The sequence below is a fragment of the Enterobacter cloacae complex sp. GYL001 genome (assembly GCF_049237125.1).
Classification (GTDB): Bacteria; Pseudomonadota; Gammaproteobacteria; order Enterobacterales; family Enterobacteriaceae; genus Enterobacter; species Enterobacter hormaechei_C.
Genome location: NZ_JBMKGW010000002.1, coordinates 1 through 15,540, shown reverse-complemented (window position 1 = coordinate 15,540; position 15,540 = coordinate 1). Strand labels below are relative to the sequence as shown.

The window sequence follows — 15,540 nt, the reverse complement described above, 5'->3', positions numbered from 1 at the left end:
ATGCTGGATAAAATTGTTATCGCCAACCGTGGCGAGATTGCACTGCGTATTCTTCGTGCCTGTAAAGAACTGGGCATCAAGACCGTGGCCGTGCACTCAAGCGCGGATCGCGATTTAAAACACGTATTGCTGGCGGATGAGACGGTCTGTATCGGTCCGGCTCCGTCCGTAAAAAGCTATCTGAACATCCCGGCTATCATTAGCGCCGCCGAAATCACTGGCGCGGTCGCGATTCACCCGGGTTATGGTTTCCTCTCTGAGAACGCCAACTTTGCTGAGCAGGTTGAACGCTCTGGCTTTATCTTCATTGGCCCGAAAGCCGACACCATTCGCCTGATGGGTGACAAAGTGTCTGCCATCACCGCGATGAAAAAAGCCGGCGTGCCAACCGTACCGGGCTCTGACGGCCCGCTGACCGACGATATGGATGCTAACCGCGCCCATGCTAAACGCATTGGCTACCCGGTGATCATCAAAGCGTCCGGCGGCGGCGGCGGTCGCGGTATGCGCGTTGTACGCAGCGATGCTGAACTGGCGCAGTCCATCTCCATGACCAAAGCGGAAGCGAAAGCGGCTTTCAGCAATGACATGGTGTACATGGAAAAATACCTGGAAAACCCACGCCACATCGAAATTCAGGTGCTGGCTGACGGTCAGGGTAACGCAATCTATCTGGCAGAACGTGACTGCTCCATGCAGCGTCGTCACCAGAAAGTGGTCGAAGAAGCGCCAGCGCCGGGCATTACGCCTGAACTGCGTCGCTACATCGGCGAGCGTTGCGCTAAAGCGTGTGTCGATATCGGCTATCGCGGGGCGGGTACCTTTGAGTTCCTGTTCGAAAACGGCGAGTTCTACTTCATCGAGATGAACACCCGTATTCAGGTTGAACACCCGGTTACCGAAATGATCACCGGCGTTGACCTGATCAAAGAACAGCTGCGTATCGCAGCCGGTCAGCCGCTGTCCATCAAACAGGAAGAAGTTGTGGTTAAAGGCCATGCGGTAGAGTGCCGTATCAACGCCGAAGACCCGAATACCTTCCTGCCAAGCCCGGGTAAAATCACGCGTTTCCACGCGCCGGGTGGCTTTGGTGTGCGCTGGGAGTCCCATATCTACGCCGGTTACACCGTACCGCCGTATTATGACTCAATGATCGGTAAGCTGATCTGCTACGGCGAAAACCGTGACGTGGCCATTGCCCGCATGAAGAACGCCCTTCAGGAGCTGATCATCGACGGGATCAAAACCAACGTTGATCTCCAGATGCGCATTATGAGCGACGAGCACTTCCAGAATGGTGGGACTAACATCCACTACCTGGAGAAAAAACTCGGTCTAAACGAGAAGTAAGAGACCAGTGTTGCTAAAAGGCCGGATTATCCGGCCTTTTTTATTTCTGGGGATCGCTAAGCCCCATCATGTACAATCCCCGCTTTCTTCATCCACAAGGGACAAAAAATGGACAAACGTTTTGTTCAGGCCCATAAAGAAGCGCGCTGGGCGCTGTGGCTGACCCTTCTCTATCTCGCCGCGTGGTTAGTAACTGCTTACTTACCTGATTCGGCGATTGGCATTACCGGCCTCCCGCACTGGTTTGAAATGGCCTGCCTGCTGCTGCCGCTGGTGTTTATCCTGCTGTGCTGGGCGATGGTGAAATTCATCTATCGCGATATATCACTGGAGGACGATGATGCAGCTTGAAGTCATTCTGCCCCTTATCGCTTACCTGTTCCTGGTGTTTGGCCTGTCGGTTTATGCGATGCGTAAACGTTCGACCGGCACCTTTCTGAACGAGTATTTCCTCGGGAGCCGCTCTATGGGTGGCGTCGTGCTGGCCATGACGCTGACCGCCACGTACATCAGCGCCAGTTCGTTTATTGGTGGCCCCGGCGCCGCTTATAAGTACGGGCTGGGTTGGGTACTGCTGGCAATGATCCAGCTGCCTGCCATCTGGCTCTCTCTGGGCATACTGGGTAAAAAGTTTGCCATTCTGGCCCGTCGCTACAATGCCGTAACGCTGAACGATATGCTGTTTGCCCGCTATCAGAGTCGCTTGCTGGTATGGCTGGCAAGCCTGAGTCTGCTGGTGGCGTTTATTGGCGCAATGACGGTGCAGTTTATCGGCGGCGCACGTCTGCTGGAGACGGCAGCCGGTATCCCCTATGAAACAGGTCTGGTCATTTTCGGTGTGAGTATCGCGCTGTATACCGCGTTTGGCGGGTTCCGCGCCAGCGTACTCAACGACACAATGCAGGGGATGGTGATGCTCATTGGCACCCTCGTTCTGCTGGTAGGTATCGTGCATGCCGCAGGAGGCCTGAGCCATGCGGTTGAAACCCTGGAAGCGATCGATCCGAAACTGGTCTCACCGCAGGGGGCGGATGACATCCTCTCTCCAACCTTTATGACCTCGTTCTGGGTACTGGTGTGCTTTGGCGTGATTGGCCTGCCCCATACTGCCGTGCGCTGCATCTCATATAAAGACAGCAAAGCGGTGCACCGCGGGATCATTATCGGGACAATTGTGGTGGCGATCCTGATGTTCGGTATGCATCTGGCGGGCGCGCTGGGACGCGCGGTGATCCCTGACCTTACCGTACCGGATCTGGTCATTCCGACCCTGATGGTGAAAGTGCTTCCGCCGTTTGCCGCCGGGATTTTCCTCGCCGCACCCATGGCGGCCATTATGTCGACCATCAACGCTCAGTTGCTGCAAAGTTCCGCTACGATCATTAAAGATCTCTATCTGAATTTGCGTCCTGAACAGGTCGAAAATGAGCGACGCCTCAAGCGCATGTCGGCGGTGATTACCCTGGTGCTGGGGGCGTTGCTGCTGCTGGCCGCGTGGCGTCCACCGGAGATGATCATCTGGTTGAACCTGCTCGCCTTTGGTGGGCTGGAGGCCGTTTTCCTGTGGCCGCTGGTGCTGGGGCTCTACTGGGAACGCGCGAATGCCGCGGGTGCATTAAGCGGCATGATTGTCGGGGGCGTCCTGTATGCCGTTCTCGCCACGTTTAAAATTCAGTATCTGGGCTTCCATCCGATCGTGCCTTCGTTACTGGTAAGTTTACTGGCGTTTGTGGTGGGAAACCGTTTTGGTCGACCGGTGCCACAAACTGCCCTGATTTCTACTGATAAATAAAGAGTTTTGCCATGCCGTGGATCCAATTAAAACTGAACACAACCGGCGCGAACGCCGAAGAACTGAGTGATGCGCTGATGGAGGCCGGTTCGGTCTCTATCACCTTCCAGGACACGCATGACACGCCGGTCTTTGAGCCGCTGCCAGGCGAAACGCGCCTGTGGGGTGATACGGACGTTATCGGCCTGTTCGATGCAGAAACCGACATGAAAGAGGTCGTGGCGATTCTGGAAAACCATCCGCTGCTGGGCGTGGGTTTCGCGCATAAAATTGAACAGCTGGAAGACAAAGACTGGGAACGCGAGTGGATGGACAACTTCCATCCGATGCAGTTTGGTCAGCGTCTGTGGATCTGCCCAAGCTGGCGTGAAGTTCCCGATAAAAACGCCGTCAACGTGATGCTGGATCCGGGTCTGGCGTTCGGCACCGGCACCCACCCGACAACCTCCCTGTGCCTGCAATGGCTGGATGGCCTGGATCTGGAAGGCAAAACCGTGATCGACTTCGGTTGCGGATCCGGGATCCTTGCTATCGCGGCGCTGAAACTGGGCGCGGCAAAAGCCATCGGGATCGACATCGATCCGCAGGCGATTCAGGCCAGCCGTGATAACGCCGAGCGTAATGGCGTTTCCGATCGCCTTGAACTGTATCTGCCCGATGCACAGCCAGAGGCGATGAAAGCCGATGTTGTGGTCGCGAATATCCTGGCTGGCCCGTTACGCGAGCTGGCGCCGTTAATCAGCGTGCTGCCGGTTGAAGGCGGTCTGCTGGGCCTGTCCGGTATCCTTGCCAGCCAGGCAGACAGCGTCTGTGAAGCCTACGCCGATCTCTTCGCGCTCGACCCGGTGGTCGAGAAAGAAGAGTGGTGTCGCATCACCGGCCGTAAAAAATAAGCGTTTGGCGTGGTCGTCTGACCACGCCTTTTCCCTTCGGTTTTTTCTCCCGCCTTCTTCCTTTCTTCGATAAAATAACCGCACAAATCATAATGTTAATCATTGATTTGGATAATAAAATTCACAGGAAGAATATGATGAAACACATTTCAGGCAAGGCAGCGCTGCTGGCGCTGAGCATAATTTCGGCTACGGCTTACGCATCACACTGGAGTTATCAGGGAGAAGGCGCACCGGAACACTGGGGCGAACTGGACGAGGCGTACAAGACGTGTAAAAGCGGAATGTATCAGTCGCCGGTCAACATAGATAACACGGTCTAAGCCCACATCTCTCCGCTGGAAACGCACTATATCGACGGCCCGGTCATTCTGACAAACAACGGCCATACTATCCAGGCAAGTGAAAATGCCGATACACGCGACAGCATCACGCTTGATAAACAGCGCTGGACGTTACAGCAGTTCCATTTCCATGCGCCATCCGAAAACACGGTGCACGGTAAAAAATACGCAATGGAAATGCATCTGGTCCATAAAAACGCTGACGGCGAACTGACGGTCGTTGCCGTTATGTTCGATCAGGGCGCGGCAAACACTGAACTGGATAAACTCTGGGGCGTGATGCCCGGACAGGTTGACCAGAACGTCACGATTAAGCCAACCCTCGATATGAATAAATTACTGCCCACGGATAAAACCTACTGGCGTTTTAGCGGCTCTCTGACCACGCCACCGTGTTCAGAAGGGGTGACATGGCTGGTGCTCAAGCACCCGCTGACCGTCTCTGCTGAACAGCTGCAAAAATTCACTCACACCATGCACCATGAAAACAGCCGCCCGGTTCAACCGCTTCATGGCCGTCTGGTTGTTGAATAAGTCGATTTTTTTACGCTGATATCCTGTGCTGAAATGCGACGCAGATCGCAAAGAAGCGCCATAATCTGCTGCTTATAGCAGCAGATTATCCCGGACAATTGATTCATTTATTCAGAAATGATGAGAAGTTACGGGAAATTGTAAGCGCCCACAAAATGTTCATTTATTCATAACACAATGATTTAAATAGCGAATAATCTTATCCAAAAAGAATGACTGGCGATTCCTTGATCTACAACAGAGGATTGTTCAAAGTTTGGCCTTTCATCTCGTGCAAAAAATGCGTAATATACGCCGCCTTGCAGTCACAGTATGGTCATTTCTTAACTCATGCGCATCGGACACCACCAGCTCAGAAATCGCCTGATCGCAGCCCCAATGGCAGGTATTACCGACCGGCCGTTCAGGACGCTGTGTTATGAGATGGGAGCAGGCCTGACCGTTTCCGAGATGATGTCGTCTAACCCGCAGGTTTGGGAAAGCGATAAGTCCCGCCTACGGATGGTGCACATTGATGAACCAGGTATCCGCACCGTGCAAATTGCCGGAAGCGTGCCTGAAGAGATGGCAGATGCCGCGCGTATTAACGTGGAAAGTGGCGCCCAGATTATTGATATCAATATGGGTTGCCCGGCCAAAAAGGTGAATCGCAAGCTTGCAGGTTCAGCCCTTCTGCAATACCCCGACCAGGTGAAGTCAATCCTGACGGCGGTTGTCAGCGCAGTGGACGTTCCTGTTACGTTGAAGATTCGCACGGGTTGGTCGCCGGAACACCGTAACTGCGTAGAGATTGCCCAACTGGCCGAAGACTGTGGCATTCAGGCCCTGACCATTCATGGACGCACTCGCGCCTGTTTGTTCAACGGTGAAGCTGAATACGACAGCATTCGGGCAGTTAAGCAGAAAGTTTCCATTCCGGTTATCGCGAATGGCGACATTACTGACCCGCTTAAAGCCAGAGCTGTGCTCGACTATACGGGAGCTGATGCTCTGATGATAGGACGTGCCGCTCAGGGAAGACCCTGGATCTTTCGGGAAATCCAGCATTATCTGGACACTGGGGAGCTGCTTGCCCCACTGCCTCTGGCAGAGGTCAAGCGCTTGCTTTGTTCGCATGTTCGGGAACTGCATGACCACTACGGCCAGGCAAAAGGGTACCGAATTGCGCGTAAACACGTCTCCTGGTATCTCCAGGAGCACGCTCCAAATGACCAGTTTCGGCGCACATTCAACGCCATTGAGGATGCCAGCGAACAGCTGGAGGCGTTGGAGGCATACTTCGAAAATCTTGCGTAATGAAATAAAGAGCTGACAGAACTATGTTCGAACAACGCGTAAATTCTGACGTACTGACCGTTTCTACCGTTAACTCTCAGGATCAGGTGACTCAAAAGCCCCTGCGTGACTCGGTTAAACAGGCACTGAAGAACTATTTTGCTCAACTGAACGGTCAGGATGTTAATGACCTGTATGAGCTGGTACTGGCTGAAGTTGAACAGCCACTGTTGGACATGGTGATGCAATACACCCGTGGTAATCAAACCCGCGCTGCCCTGATGATGGGCATCAACCGTGGTACCCTGCGTAAGAAACTGAAAAAATACGGCATGAACTAATTTCGATTAGCTAACTGCTTGTTTAAAAAGGCGCTCTTCGGCATGGGGAAGCGCCTTTTTTATCGTCCGGCCGGGCAACCGTCAACGCTTTGTAAACCTTCTCTTTCCCCACTTTTCAATGCCCGCTTTTCGTGTATATTTCCACCAACTTACAGGCTCTCTTTTCGCGGAATGACACATGATTCGTAAATACTGGTGGCTGGTCGTTTTTGCTGTCTCTGTTTTCATTTTCGATGCGCTGCTGATGCAGTGGATTGAACTGATGAGCACCGAACCCGATAAATGTCGCAATATGAATTCCGTGAACCCGCTTAAACTGGTCAACTGCTCAGAGCTGGACTAACCGCTTCCATCCTGTAAACCCCCTGTTATCACTCCATAAAAACAGGGATTTAAATCACTTTTCGTCATTTCCTGACGATGATAATGTCTGTGCCCTTTCCAACCGCTCTTGCTTAACGTCTCACAACGAGTGAACAGACCATGCTGGTTAGCCAATACAACCAAATCCTCGTAGTCATCTCCTTTGTTGTTGCCATTCTTGCCGCCTATACCGCGCTGAATATGGCTGCGCGCGTTGCCGGAAGCCAGGGCGTCGCTGCACGCGTCTGGCTGGCAGGTGGCGGTGTTTCGATGGGGATTGGCGTGTGGGCGATGCATTTCATCGGTATGCTGGCGATGGATCTTTCCATGAGCATGAGTTACAACGCGGTCCTGACCGTGCTTTCGATGGTTATCGCCATCAGCTCGTCAATGTTTGCCCTGTGGCTCGTTAGCGGCGAGCAGCTACGTTTGCGCCGGCTGCTGCCTGGCGCCGTCGTGATGGGAACGGGCATTGTTGCCATGCACTACACTGGTATGGCAGCCCTGGAGGTCACACCGGGTATTGTCTGGGATAAAAAGTGGGTGGCTATCTCCGTGGTCATTGCCCTTGCCGCTTCACTGGCCGCTCTTTGGCTGACGTTCCGTTTACGTCAGGAAGCCGCACGAATGGCGTTGATGCGGCTGGGGGCGGCGATCACCATGGGCATCGCTATCGCTGGCATGCATTACGCCGGCATGGAAGCAGCACAATTTCCAATGTCGACGATGGTCCACCATCATGGCATTAACGGGAGCTGGCTGGCGATACTGGTTAGCGTGGTCGCGCTCGCTATTCTGGGGATTACGCTGCTGGTGTCGATGTTCGATGCCCGCCTTCAGGCTCGTACCTCGCTGCTGGCCTCATCACTGGCAGAAGCGAACCGTGAACTCGCACAGCTGGCGTTGCATGATACGCTGACGCGATTACCCAATCGTATTCTGCTTGAGGATCGCCTCGATCAGGCCATCAGCAAGGCCGATCGCGAAGGAAGCCCTTTCGCGCTGATGTTTATGGATCTCGACGGCTTTAAAACCGTCAACGATGCCTATGGTCATGATGTCGGTGACAAGCTTCTGGTAGCGGTGACTCAGCGTTTGCTGTTGCAGTTGAAAGGCCAGTACACGCTGGCGCGTATCGGTGGGGATGAATTCGTCCTGCTGGCCGAAACCGCCACTCCGGATGATGCTGCCTCACTGGCAAATTCACTGGTGCGCGTCATTGATAGCCCGTTCCATCTCGATCCTTATGAACTGATGGTCACCCTGAGCATTGGCATTGCGCTCTATCCACACGATGGCAAAACCGATCGTGAACTGATGTTTAACGCTGATGCTGCGATGTACCACACGAAACATATGGGTCGTAACGGCTATCACTTCTTCCAGCCGTCAATGAATACGCTGGCGCAGACGCATCTTCAGCTGATGAATGATCTGTGGCAAGCCATCGACCGTAATGAGTTACGCCTGCTTTATCAACCTAAATTTCACGCCCCTGCCGGGCCAGTCCTCGGATTCGAAGCGCTGTTACGCTGGCAGCATCCCAAACAGGGGTTACTCCCACCCGATCTTTTTCTACCGCTGGCAGAGAAAACGGGGCTGATTATTCCGATTGGAAACTGGGTAATCGACGAGGCCTGCCGCCAGCTGCGTGAATGGCATCTTCAGGGCCACACGGACTGGTCAATGGCGGTGAATCTTTCTACATTGCAGTTCGAACAGCCGTCGCTTGTTAAAACGGTTCTCGATTGTCTGACGCGCCATAGCGTACCGCCCGGCATGTTGATCCTGGAGGTGACCGAAACCACGGCAATGAACAATCCGGACGAAAGCGTGCGTGTCCTGACAGCGCTGACGGATGCGGGAGTAAAAGCCTCGATAGACGATTTTGGCACCGGTTACTCAAGCCTTCTGTATCTTAAGCGACTCCCCGCCTGCGAGTTGAAAATCGATCGTGCTTTTGTGAAAGAGTTAAGTGGTGAGAGCGAAGATGCGACGATTGTCTCGGCGATTGTCGCCCTGGCAAAAACGCTGAATCTGAAGGTCGTGGCGGAAGGGGTCGAAACCGCAGCGCAGCAAACCTTTCTGACAGAACTGGGATGCAATACGCTACAGGGTTACCTGCTGGGCAAACCGATTACCGCGCAAGCTATTATGGAACAGTGCCAGCACGGGGAGATGTCGCCACCCCGGACGCGGTCATGAGGCTGTATCGTAAACCACTGGCGCCACTCGGGTGATATTTAGTGTCGCCAGAATATTATCCACCAGCGCCGGTGCTTGTTTGTACAGATTAAAATTGTTGCTATCCATTAACCAGTTTTTAATGACACCGCTAAAAAAGGCGTGGAAAACAATCAGCGCCAGTTCAATATTGGTTTGCGAAGAGATAACGTTACGAGCAATGCATCGCTTTAGCGTCTTGCGAAGATAATCATCGTTTAAACCGATCCGCTTTCGTATTTCACATTCTGAAATCACATCGTCATGAAATTCACACTTATGATACAAAATTTGTAAAAGCGCATATTGCCGCGGCTCGCTCGCAATATATTGCAGTGCGACAATAAATTGTTCACGAAGCATTAACAAAGGGTCGTCATTTTCGGAAAGTATTAACCTGTCACGAATCATCTCACGCATCGGCAATTGCTGATCCCATATTGCATTAAATATTTCCGCTTTACTCGAGAAATGCCAGTAAACCGCCCCGCGAGTGAGTTGAGCAGCATCGGCGATGTCGGTAAGCGTGGTGCTGGACACGCCACGCGTCGCGAATAGCCCGATAGCGGCTTCAATCAGCTGCTGGCGGGTCTTTTGAGCCTCTTCTTTCTTTTTGCGCGCCATAACCTGCTACTCATTACTCATAAGATTGATACGTTATCAAAGGATATTGCCGTGGTCGTGTAGTCAAAGTATTAACCAAAACCCGTGTTAATTTTGCACAAAAAAAGTCAATTCATTTAATTTATAATTCACGTGAATAAATCGAATACATAAAATTCATAAAATATATGAATAGCATTCACCGAAAACATTTCGTTGATTATCCTGACAGAAAAAGAATACCGAATGCACTGTGTCAGATTCCGATTTTTACTTTTAAAAGCTCCATCAGCACTTATAAATTAAAAAACATTAAACACCCTCATTATTATACGCGGCTACATTTCTATTTTTTGCCTCACACCCTTTCACCGATTCATGGCATATATCGGCTCAAGGGTAGTTTAAGGAACAGTAATGACGAATCACTTCAGATGCTTACCCTTATCCGGTTTCATTGTCTGTGCCGCGCTGCTCACCGGGTGCGATGGGCAAGAAAACCCACAGCAGCATGCGCAAGCTCCTCAGGTCAGTGTTCATATTGTTAAAAGCGCGCCACTGGCCGTAACGACAGAATTGCCCGGCAGAACTGACGCGTATCGTGTTGCGGAGGTTCGTCCTCAGGTAAGTGGTATCATTCTGCACCGTAATTTTACCGAAGGCAGCGACGTTAAAGCGGGTGAATCCCTTTATCAAATCGATCCGGCCACCTATCAGGCAGCCTACGACAATGCGAAAGGTGAACTGGTAAAAGCACAGGCGGCGGCGAATATCGCCCATCTGACGGTGAAACGTTACGTTCCGCTGGTTGGTACGCAATATGTGAGCAAGCAGGAGTACGATCAGGCGGTGGGAACTGCCCAGCAGGCGGATGCGAGCGTGGTTGCCGCGAAGGCTGGCGTTGAAAGCGCGCGGATCAACCTGGCCTATACGAAAGTCACATCCCCAATCAACGGGCGTATAGGTAAATCCAGCGTCACCGAAGGGGCGTTAGTCACTAATGGCCAGGCAACTGCACTGGCGACGGTTCAGCAACTCGATCCCATTTATGTCGATGTGACGCAATCCAGCAGCGATTTTATGCGCCTGAAGCAGCAGACGAGCCTGCAAAAGGGAGACACCAGCAGCGTCGAGTTGCTGATGGAAAATGGCCAGCCTTATCCGCTGAAAGGAACGCTCCAGTTCTCTGATGTCACGGTAGATGAAAGTACCGGCTCAATCACCCTTCGCGCCCTCTTCCCTAACCCACAGCATATGCTGTTACCGGGTATGTTTGTCCGTGCGCGCATCGATGAAGGTACGCAACCTGATGCCATACTGGTTCCCCAGCAGGGAGTAACCCGTACACCACGCGGAGATGCCACCGTGCTTGTGGTAAATGAGAAAAACCAGGTGGAATCACGCACTGTCGTTGCACCGCAGGCGATTGGCGATCGCTGGCTGATCACGGAAGGCCTCAAAAACGGCGACCGCGTCATTATCAGCGGCCTGCAAAAAGTTCGCCCTGGCGTCACCGTCGTGGCTATTCCTGATACCGCAGCGACTCCAGCCAGTTAAGGAATAACGACATGGCTAATTTCTTTATTCAACGGCCTGTTTTCGCCTGGGTACTCGCCATCATTCTGATGATTGCGGGCGGGCTGGCCATTTTAAAACTACCGGTCGCGCAATATCCGACCATTGCGCCGCCGGCGGTTGCGGTGACAGCAACCTACCCGGGCGCTGATGCCCAGACGGTACAGGACACCGTCACTCAGGTTATCGAACAGAACATGAACGGTATCGATAATTTGATGTACATGTCGTCCACCAGTGATTCCGCTGGTAACGTCACCATTACGCTGACGTTCGAGTCGGGTACAGATCCTGATATTGCGCAGGTGCAGGTTCAGAACAAACTCCAGCTCGCCATGCCGCTGCTGCCACAAGAAGTGCAGCAGCAGGGGATCGGCGTGGAGAAATCCAGCAGCAGCTTCCTGCTGGTTGCAGGCTTTGTGTCGGACAATAAAAACCTCACGCAGGATGATATCTCCGACTATGTCGCTTCTAATGTAAAAGATGCGATCAGCCGTACTTCCGGCGTCGGTGACGTGCAGCTGTTCGGTGCCCAGTATGCAATGCGCATCTGGCTGGACAGCAACGCGATGAACAAATATCAGCTCACGCCGCTGGATATCATTAACCAGCTAAAAACGCAGAACGACCAGATTGCTGCGGGCCAGTTGGGCGGAACACCGTCCGTACCTGGGCAGCAACTGAACGCCTCAATTATTGCTCAAACGCGTCTGAAATCGCCGGAGGAGTTTGGTCGTGTGACTCTGAAGGTGAACCAGGACGGTTCAATGGTCCACCTGAAAGATGTGGCCCGCATTGAGCTGGGTGGCGAAAACTACAACATGGTCACCAAAATCAATGGCCAGGCAGCAACGGGGCTGGGGATCAAGCTGGCGACTGGCGCAAACGCGCTGGATACCGCTGCCGCCATCAAGAGTAAACTGGCGCAGTTGCAGCCCTTCTTCCCTCAGGGCCTGAAAGTCGTGTATCCGTACGACACCACACCTTTCGTGAAGATCTCAATCCATGAAGTGGTGAAGACGCTGTTTGAAGCGATTGTTCTCGTGTTCCTGGTGATGTACTTGTTCCTGCAAAACCTGCGGGCAACACTTATTCCGACTATCGCCGTGCCCGTGGTGTTACTGGGCACCTTTGCGGTACTGGCTGCGTTCGGGTTCTCCATTAACACCCTGACGATGTTCGGGATGGTATTGGCGATAGGTCTGCTCGTCGATGACGCCATCGTGGTGGTCGAGAACGTAGAACGCGTCATGGTTGAGGACAAGCTGCCGCCAAAAGAGGCGACGCAGAAGTCGATGGGGCAAATCCAGGGCGCCCTGGTGGGCATTGCCATGGTGCTTTCGGCGGTATTTATTCCGATGGCATTTTTTGGTGGTTCAACCGGGGCTATCTATCGCCAGTTCTCGCTGACCATTGTCTCCGCGATGGCCTTGTCGGTACTGGTGGCGTTGATATTAACGCCTGCTCTTTGTGCAACGCTGCTCAAACCGGTTTCCAGCGAACATCATGAAAAGAAAGGTGGTTTCTTCGGCTGGTTTAACGCGCTCTTTGATAAAAGTGTGGAGCATTACAGCAACAGCGTGAGCGGCATTTTACGTAAAACCGGCCGCTATCTGCTGGTTTACGTCATCATCGTCGGCGGCATGGCAGTTCTGTTCCTGCGCCTGCCTTCCTCCTTCCTGCCGGAAGAGGATCAGGGGGTGTTTATGACGATGGTTCAGTTGCCGGCAGGGGCGACGCAGATGCGTACCCAGCAGGTACTGGATCAGGTTCAGGATTATTACCTGACGAAAGAGAAAGCGAACGTTGAATCGGTCTTTACCGTAAACGGTTTTAGCTTTAGCGGACAGGGGCAGAACTCCGGTATCGCTTTCGTCAGCCTGAAGCCATGGGAAGAACGCCCGGGCAAGGAAAACGGCGTTGAGGCGATTGTCAGCCGCGCGACGAAAGCGTTCAGCCAGATCAAAGACGGTCTTGTATTTCCGTTTAACCTGCCTGCCATTATTGAACTGGGTACCGCAACAGGCTTTGACTTTGAATTGATTGACCAGGCAAACCTGGGGCATACGCAGTTAACCCAGGCGCGTAACCAGCTGCTGGGCATGGTGAGAGAACATCCTGACTTACTGGTTCGCGTGCGTCCTAATGGACTGGAAGATACGCCACAGTTCAAGCTGGACGTCGATCAGGAGAAGGCACAGGCGCTGGGTGTGAGCGTGTCTGACGTCAATCAGACGATTTCAACAGCACTGGGTGGCACCTATGTGAACGACTTTATCGATCACGGACGGGTGAAAAAAGTTTATGTCCAGGCTGATGCTCGCTTCCGTATGCTACCCGGAGACATTAACGGCCTGTATGTGCGTAGCGCTAACGGCAAAATGGTGCCTTTCTCTGCCTTTAGCAGCTCTCACTGGGTGTACGGTTCACCGCGTCTGGAACGTTACAATGGGATGCCATCAATGGAGATCCTCGGTGAGTCTGCCCCTGGCAAAAGTACCGGTGAGGCAATGGCGTTGATGGAAAGCCTTGCGTCAAAACTGCCTTCCGGCATCGGCTACGACTGGACGGGGATGTCTTATCAGGAACGACTTTCCGGGAATCAGGCTCCGGCGCTGTACGCCATCTCACTGATTGTGGTGTTCCTGTGTCTGGCGGCCCTCTATGAAAGTTGGTCAATTCCCTTCTCGGTCATGCTGGTTGTGCCGCTGGGGGTGATCGGCGCGCTTCTGGCTGCATCAATGCGAGGGCTGAACAATGACGTTTACTTCCAGGTTGGTCTGCTTACGACAATTGGTTTATCAGCCAAGAACGCCATACTGATCGTTGAGTTCGCCAAGGATCTCATGGATAAAGAAGGCAAAGGGATTATCGAAGCCACGCTTGAAGCCTCGCGTATGCGTCTGCGTCCTATCCTGATGACTTCCCTGGCATTCATCCTTGGTGTTATGCCTCTGGTCATCAGCAGCGGTGCTGGTAGTGGGGCACAAAATGCGGTCGGGACGGGCGTGATGGGCGGGATGCTGTCAGCCACCCTGTTGGCCATTTTCTTTGTTCCTGTTTTCTTTGTGGTTGTCCGGAGACGGTTTACAAAGCACAAGGATTAATGAAAACCATAAAGGCACCTCTGGTGCCTTTTTTATTTCCTAAAACAATGTAAAAACACTTCCCCTCTTCACATTTCCTCCATTAATAATCAGTGCCCGCGCTTTTTTCTTCATAATTTTTACAATCCACACAAATTGAGATTATTCCCCGTGCTGCATGGTATTAGTGCGGTGGTAAAATAAGCATCAGTTCGTTAATTGCTGTATCGGCTCTTTAGCGAATAAGCGATCATATTGAGGTAACATCATGAAAAGATTCCTTTCCGTTGCACTTCTCGCTGCGCTGCTTGCTGGTTGCGCGCACGACTCTCCATGTGTACCGGTATACGACGATCAGGGGCGACTGGTTCACACCAATACCTGTATGAAGGGCACTACCCAGGATAACTGGGAAACAGCAGGTGCGATTGCTGGTGGCGCCGCGGCAATCGCTGGCCTGACACTCGGTATTGTCGCCCTGACTAAATAAGGATTCTAAAAGCGCGGCCATCGCCGCGCTTTTATTTTTCCCTGATATAAGGAACGTATATTCCTCATCACGAATAGCATCAGATATTAATTAAATTCAATACGCTACCTTACTCCCCGCTATACCCCATACCTGTACATAACATTTAATTGATTTAACGCTGCTGCGAGCCAGCATAATGCATTCCACAACTTCAGTTTCAGTAGGGTAAAACGCTTTAATACGTCCGTAAGGTATTAATGGCGACAGCAGGAATATCGAATGAGGGAATTGGTTTGGCTGGAGCGATAACGCAAAAAGGCCATCCTTTCGGATGGCCTCTTCACTTGTTTGATGTCTGGCAGTTCCCTACTCTCACATGGGGAGACCCCACACTACCATCGGCGCTACGGCGTTTCACTTCTGAGTTCGGCATGGGGTCAGGTGGGACCACCGCGCTAAAGCCGCCAGACAAATTCGTTTACTTCTTGCCGAACTTTAACCTAAGTATAAAGTGGTGCTGATACCCAGAGTCGAACTGGGGACCTCACCCTTACCAAGGGTGCGCTCTACCAACTGAGCCATATCAGCACGCTAAATTTGATGCCTGGCAGTTCCCTACTCTCACATGGGGAGACCCCACACTACCATCGGCGCTACGGCGTTTCACTTCTGAGTTCGGCATGGGGTCA

12 protein-coding genes, 1 tRNA gene, 2 rRNA genes and 1 pseudogene are annotated in these 15,540 nt (G+C 52.5%); 12 read left to right on the top strand and 4 right to left on the bottom strand.

The window, feature by feature from the left end; genetic code table 11:
- The 9 genes and pseudogenes from accC to ACOTWU_RS04115 all read left to right on the top strand — a co-directional run bounded on the left by accC (position 1) and on the right by ACOTWU_RS04115 (position 9,097).
- Positions 1 to 1,350 carry an acetyl-CoA carboxylase biotin carboxylase subunit gene (accC, locus tag ACOTWU_RS04155; RefSeq protein ID WP_003860388.1) on the top strand — a complete coding sequence of 450 codons (1,350 nt, stop codon included), beginning with the start codon at positions 1 to 3 and terminating at the stop codon, positions 1,348 to 1,350.
- Between the two features lie 108 nt (positions 1,351 to 1,458).
- On the top strand, positions 1,459 to 1,701 hold the full coding sequence (locus ACOTWU_RS04150; protein WP_003860385.1) for a YhdT family protein: 243 nt from the start codon (positions 1,459 to 1,461) through the stop codon (positions 1,699 to 1,701).
- A complete protein-coding gene (gene panF, locus ACOTWU_RS04145; protein ID WP_023304508.1) occupies positions 1,691 to 3,142 on the top strand; it encodes a sodium/pantothenate symporter in 1,452 nt (483 codons plus the stop codon). The genes ACOTWU_RS04150 and panF overlap by 11 nt, the downstream gene beginning before the upstream one ends.
- An 11-nt stretch (positions 3,143 to 3,153) precedes the next feature.
- Positions 3,154 to 4,035, top strand: coding sequence for a 50S ribosomal protein L11 methyltransferase (prmA, locus tag ACOTWU_RS04140; protein WP_015572021.1), 882 nt, complete (start codon positions 3,154 to 3,156; stop codon positions 4,033 to 4,035).
- Positions 4,036 to 4,172: 137 nt separating this feature from the next.
- Positions 4,173 to 4,913 (top strand): annotated as a pseudogene (locus ACOTWU_RS04135) (carbonic anhydrase).
- Positions 4,914 to 5,243: 330 nt separating this feature from the next.
- Positions 5,244 to 6,209: a tRNA dihydrouridine synthase DusB gene (gene dusB / locus ACOTWU_RS04130; protein WP_015572023.1), complete on the top strand. Its 966-nt coding sequence runs from the start codon at positions 5,244 to 5,246 to the stop codon at positions 6,207 to 6,209.
- 23 nt (positions 6,210 to 6,232) lie between these two features.
- Positions 6,233 to 6,529, top strand: a complete 297-nt coding sequence (gene fis / locus ACOTWU_RS04125) for a DNA-binding transcriptional regulator Fis (RefSeq protein ID WP_000462905.1) — start codon at positions 6,233 to 6,235, stop codon at positions 6,527 to 6,529.
- 178 nt (positions 6,530 to 6,707) lie between these two features.
- Positions 6,708 to 6,872 carry a DUF2556 family protein gene (locus tag ACOTWU_RS04120; RefSeq protein ID WP_126499199.1) on the top strand — a complete coding sequence of 55 codons (165 nt, stop codon included), beginning with the start codon at positions 6,708 to 6,710 and terminating at the stop codon, positions 6,870 to 6,872.
- A 140-nt stretch (positions 6,873 to 7,012) separates the two neighbouring features.
- On the top strand, positions 7,013 to 9,097 hold the full coding sequence (locus ACOTWU_RS04115) for a putative bifunctional diguanylate cyclase/phosphodiesterase (protein ID WP_032655313.1): 2,085 nt from the start codon (positions 7,013 to 7,015) through the stop codon (positions 9,095 to 9,097).
- Here ACOTWU_RS04115 and envR read toward each other — a convergent pair.
- A complete protein-coding gene (gene envR / locus ACOTWU_RS04110; protein WP_015572025.1) occupies positions 9,092 to 9,739 on the bottom strand; it encodes an acrEF/envCD operon transcriptional regulator in 648 nt (215 codons plus the stop codon). The two genes, ACOTWU_RS04115 and envR, sit on opposite strands and share 6 nt — an antisense overlap.
- A 396-nt stretch (positions 9,740 to 10,135) precedes the next feature.
- Between envR and ACOTWU_RS04105 the strand changes: the two genes are divergently transcribed.
- From ACOTWU_RS04105 to ACOTWU_RS04095, 3 genes are all read left to right on the top strand, one after another.
- A complete protein-coding gene (locus ACOTWU_RS04105; RefSeq protein WP_126499200.1) occupies positions 10,136 to 11,275 on the top strand; it encodes an efflux RND transporter periplasmic adaptor subunit in 1,140 nt (379 codons plus the stop codon).
- Between the two features lie 11 nt (positions 11,276 to 11,286).
- On the top strand, positions 11,287 to 14,400 hold the full coding sequence (locus ACOTWU_RS04100) for an efflux RND transporter permease subunit (RefSeq protein ID WP_126499201.1): 3,114 nt from the start codon (positions 11,287 to 11,289) through the stop codon (positions 14,398 to 14,400).
- A 247-nt stretch (positions 14,401 to 14,647) separates the two neighbouring features.
- Positions 14,648 to 14,869, top strand: coding sequence for a lipoprotein (locus tag ACOTWU_RS04095; RefSeq protein WP_003860364.1), 222 nt, complete (start codon positions 14,648 to 14,650; stop codon positions 14,867 to 14,869).
- 335 nt (positions 14,870 to 15,204) lie between these two features.
- Here the strand turns inward: ACOTWU_RS04095 and rrf (ACOTWU_RS04090) are convergent.
- The 3 genes from rrf (ACOTWU_RS04090) to rrf (ACOTWU_RS04080) form a co-directional block, all read right to left on the bottom strand.
- A 5S ribosomal RNA gene (gene rrf / locus ACOTWU_RS04090) occupies positions 15,205 to 15,320 on the bottom strand.
- A 43-nt stretch (positions 15,321 to 15,363) separates the two neighbouring features.
- A tRNA-Thr gene (locus ACOTWU_RS04085) sits at positions 15,364 to 15,439 on the bottom strand.
- 14 nt (positions 15,440 to 15,453) lie between these two features.
- Positions 15,454 to 15,540 (bottom strand): 5S ribosomal RNA (gene rrf / locus ACOTWU_RS04080); the annotation flags it as partial.

Bases quoted from the DNA above. Each gene is read 5' to 3' on its own strand.
- envR (WP_015572025.1), bottom strand. From the start codon at position 9,739: ATGGCGCGCAAAAAGAAAGAAGAGGCTCAAAAGACCCGCCAGCAGCTG.
- dusB (WP_015572023.1), top strand. From the start codon at position 5,244: ATGCGCATCGGACACCACCAGCTCAGAAATCGCCTGATCGCAGCCCCA.
- prmA (WP_015572021.1), top strand. From the start codon at position 3,154: ATGCCGTGGATCCAATTAAAACTGAACACAACCGGCGCGAACGCCGAA.
- ACOTWU_RS04105 (WP_126499200.1), top strand. From the start codon at position 10,136: ATGACGAATCACTTCAGATGCTTACCCTTATCCGGTTTCATTGTCTGT.
- ACOTWU_RS04120 (WP_126499199.1), top strand. From the start codon at position 6,708: ATGATTCGTAAATACTGGTGGCTGGTCGTTTTTGCTGTCTCTGTTTTC.
- ACOTWU_RS04095 (WP_003860364.1), top strand. From the start codon at position 14,648: ATGAAAAGATTCCTTTCCGTTGCACTTCTCGCTGCGCTGCTTGCTGGT.
- fis (WP_000462905.1), top strand. From the start codon at position 6,233: ATGTTCGAACAACGCGTAAATTCTGACGTACTGACCGTTTCTACCGTT.
- ACOTWU_RS04115 (WP_032655313.1), top strand. From the start codon at position 7,013: ATGCTGGTTAGCCAATACAACCAAATCCTCGTAGTCATCTCCTTTGTT.
- panF (WP_023304508.1), top strand. From the start codon at position 1,691: ATGCAGCTTGAAGTCATTCTGCCCCTTATCGCTTACCTGTTCCTGGTG.
- accC (WP_003860388.1), top strand. From the start codon at position 1: ATGCTGGATAAAATTGTTATCGCCAACCGTGGCGAGATTGCACTGCGT.
- ACOTWU_RS04100 (WP_126499201.1), top strand. From the start codon at position 11,287: ATGGCTAATTTCTTTATTCAACGGCCTGTTTTCGCCTGGGTACTCGCC.
- ACOTWU_RS04150 (WP_003860385.1), top strand. From the start codon at position 1,459: ATGGACAAACGTTTTGTTCAGGCCCATAAAGAAGCGCGCTGGGCGCTG.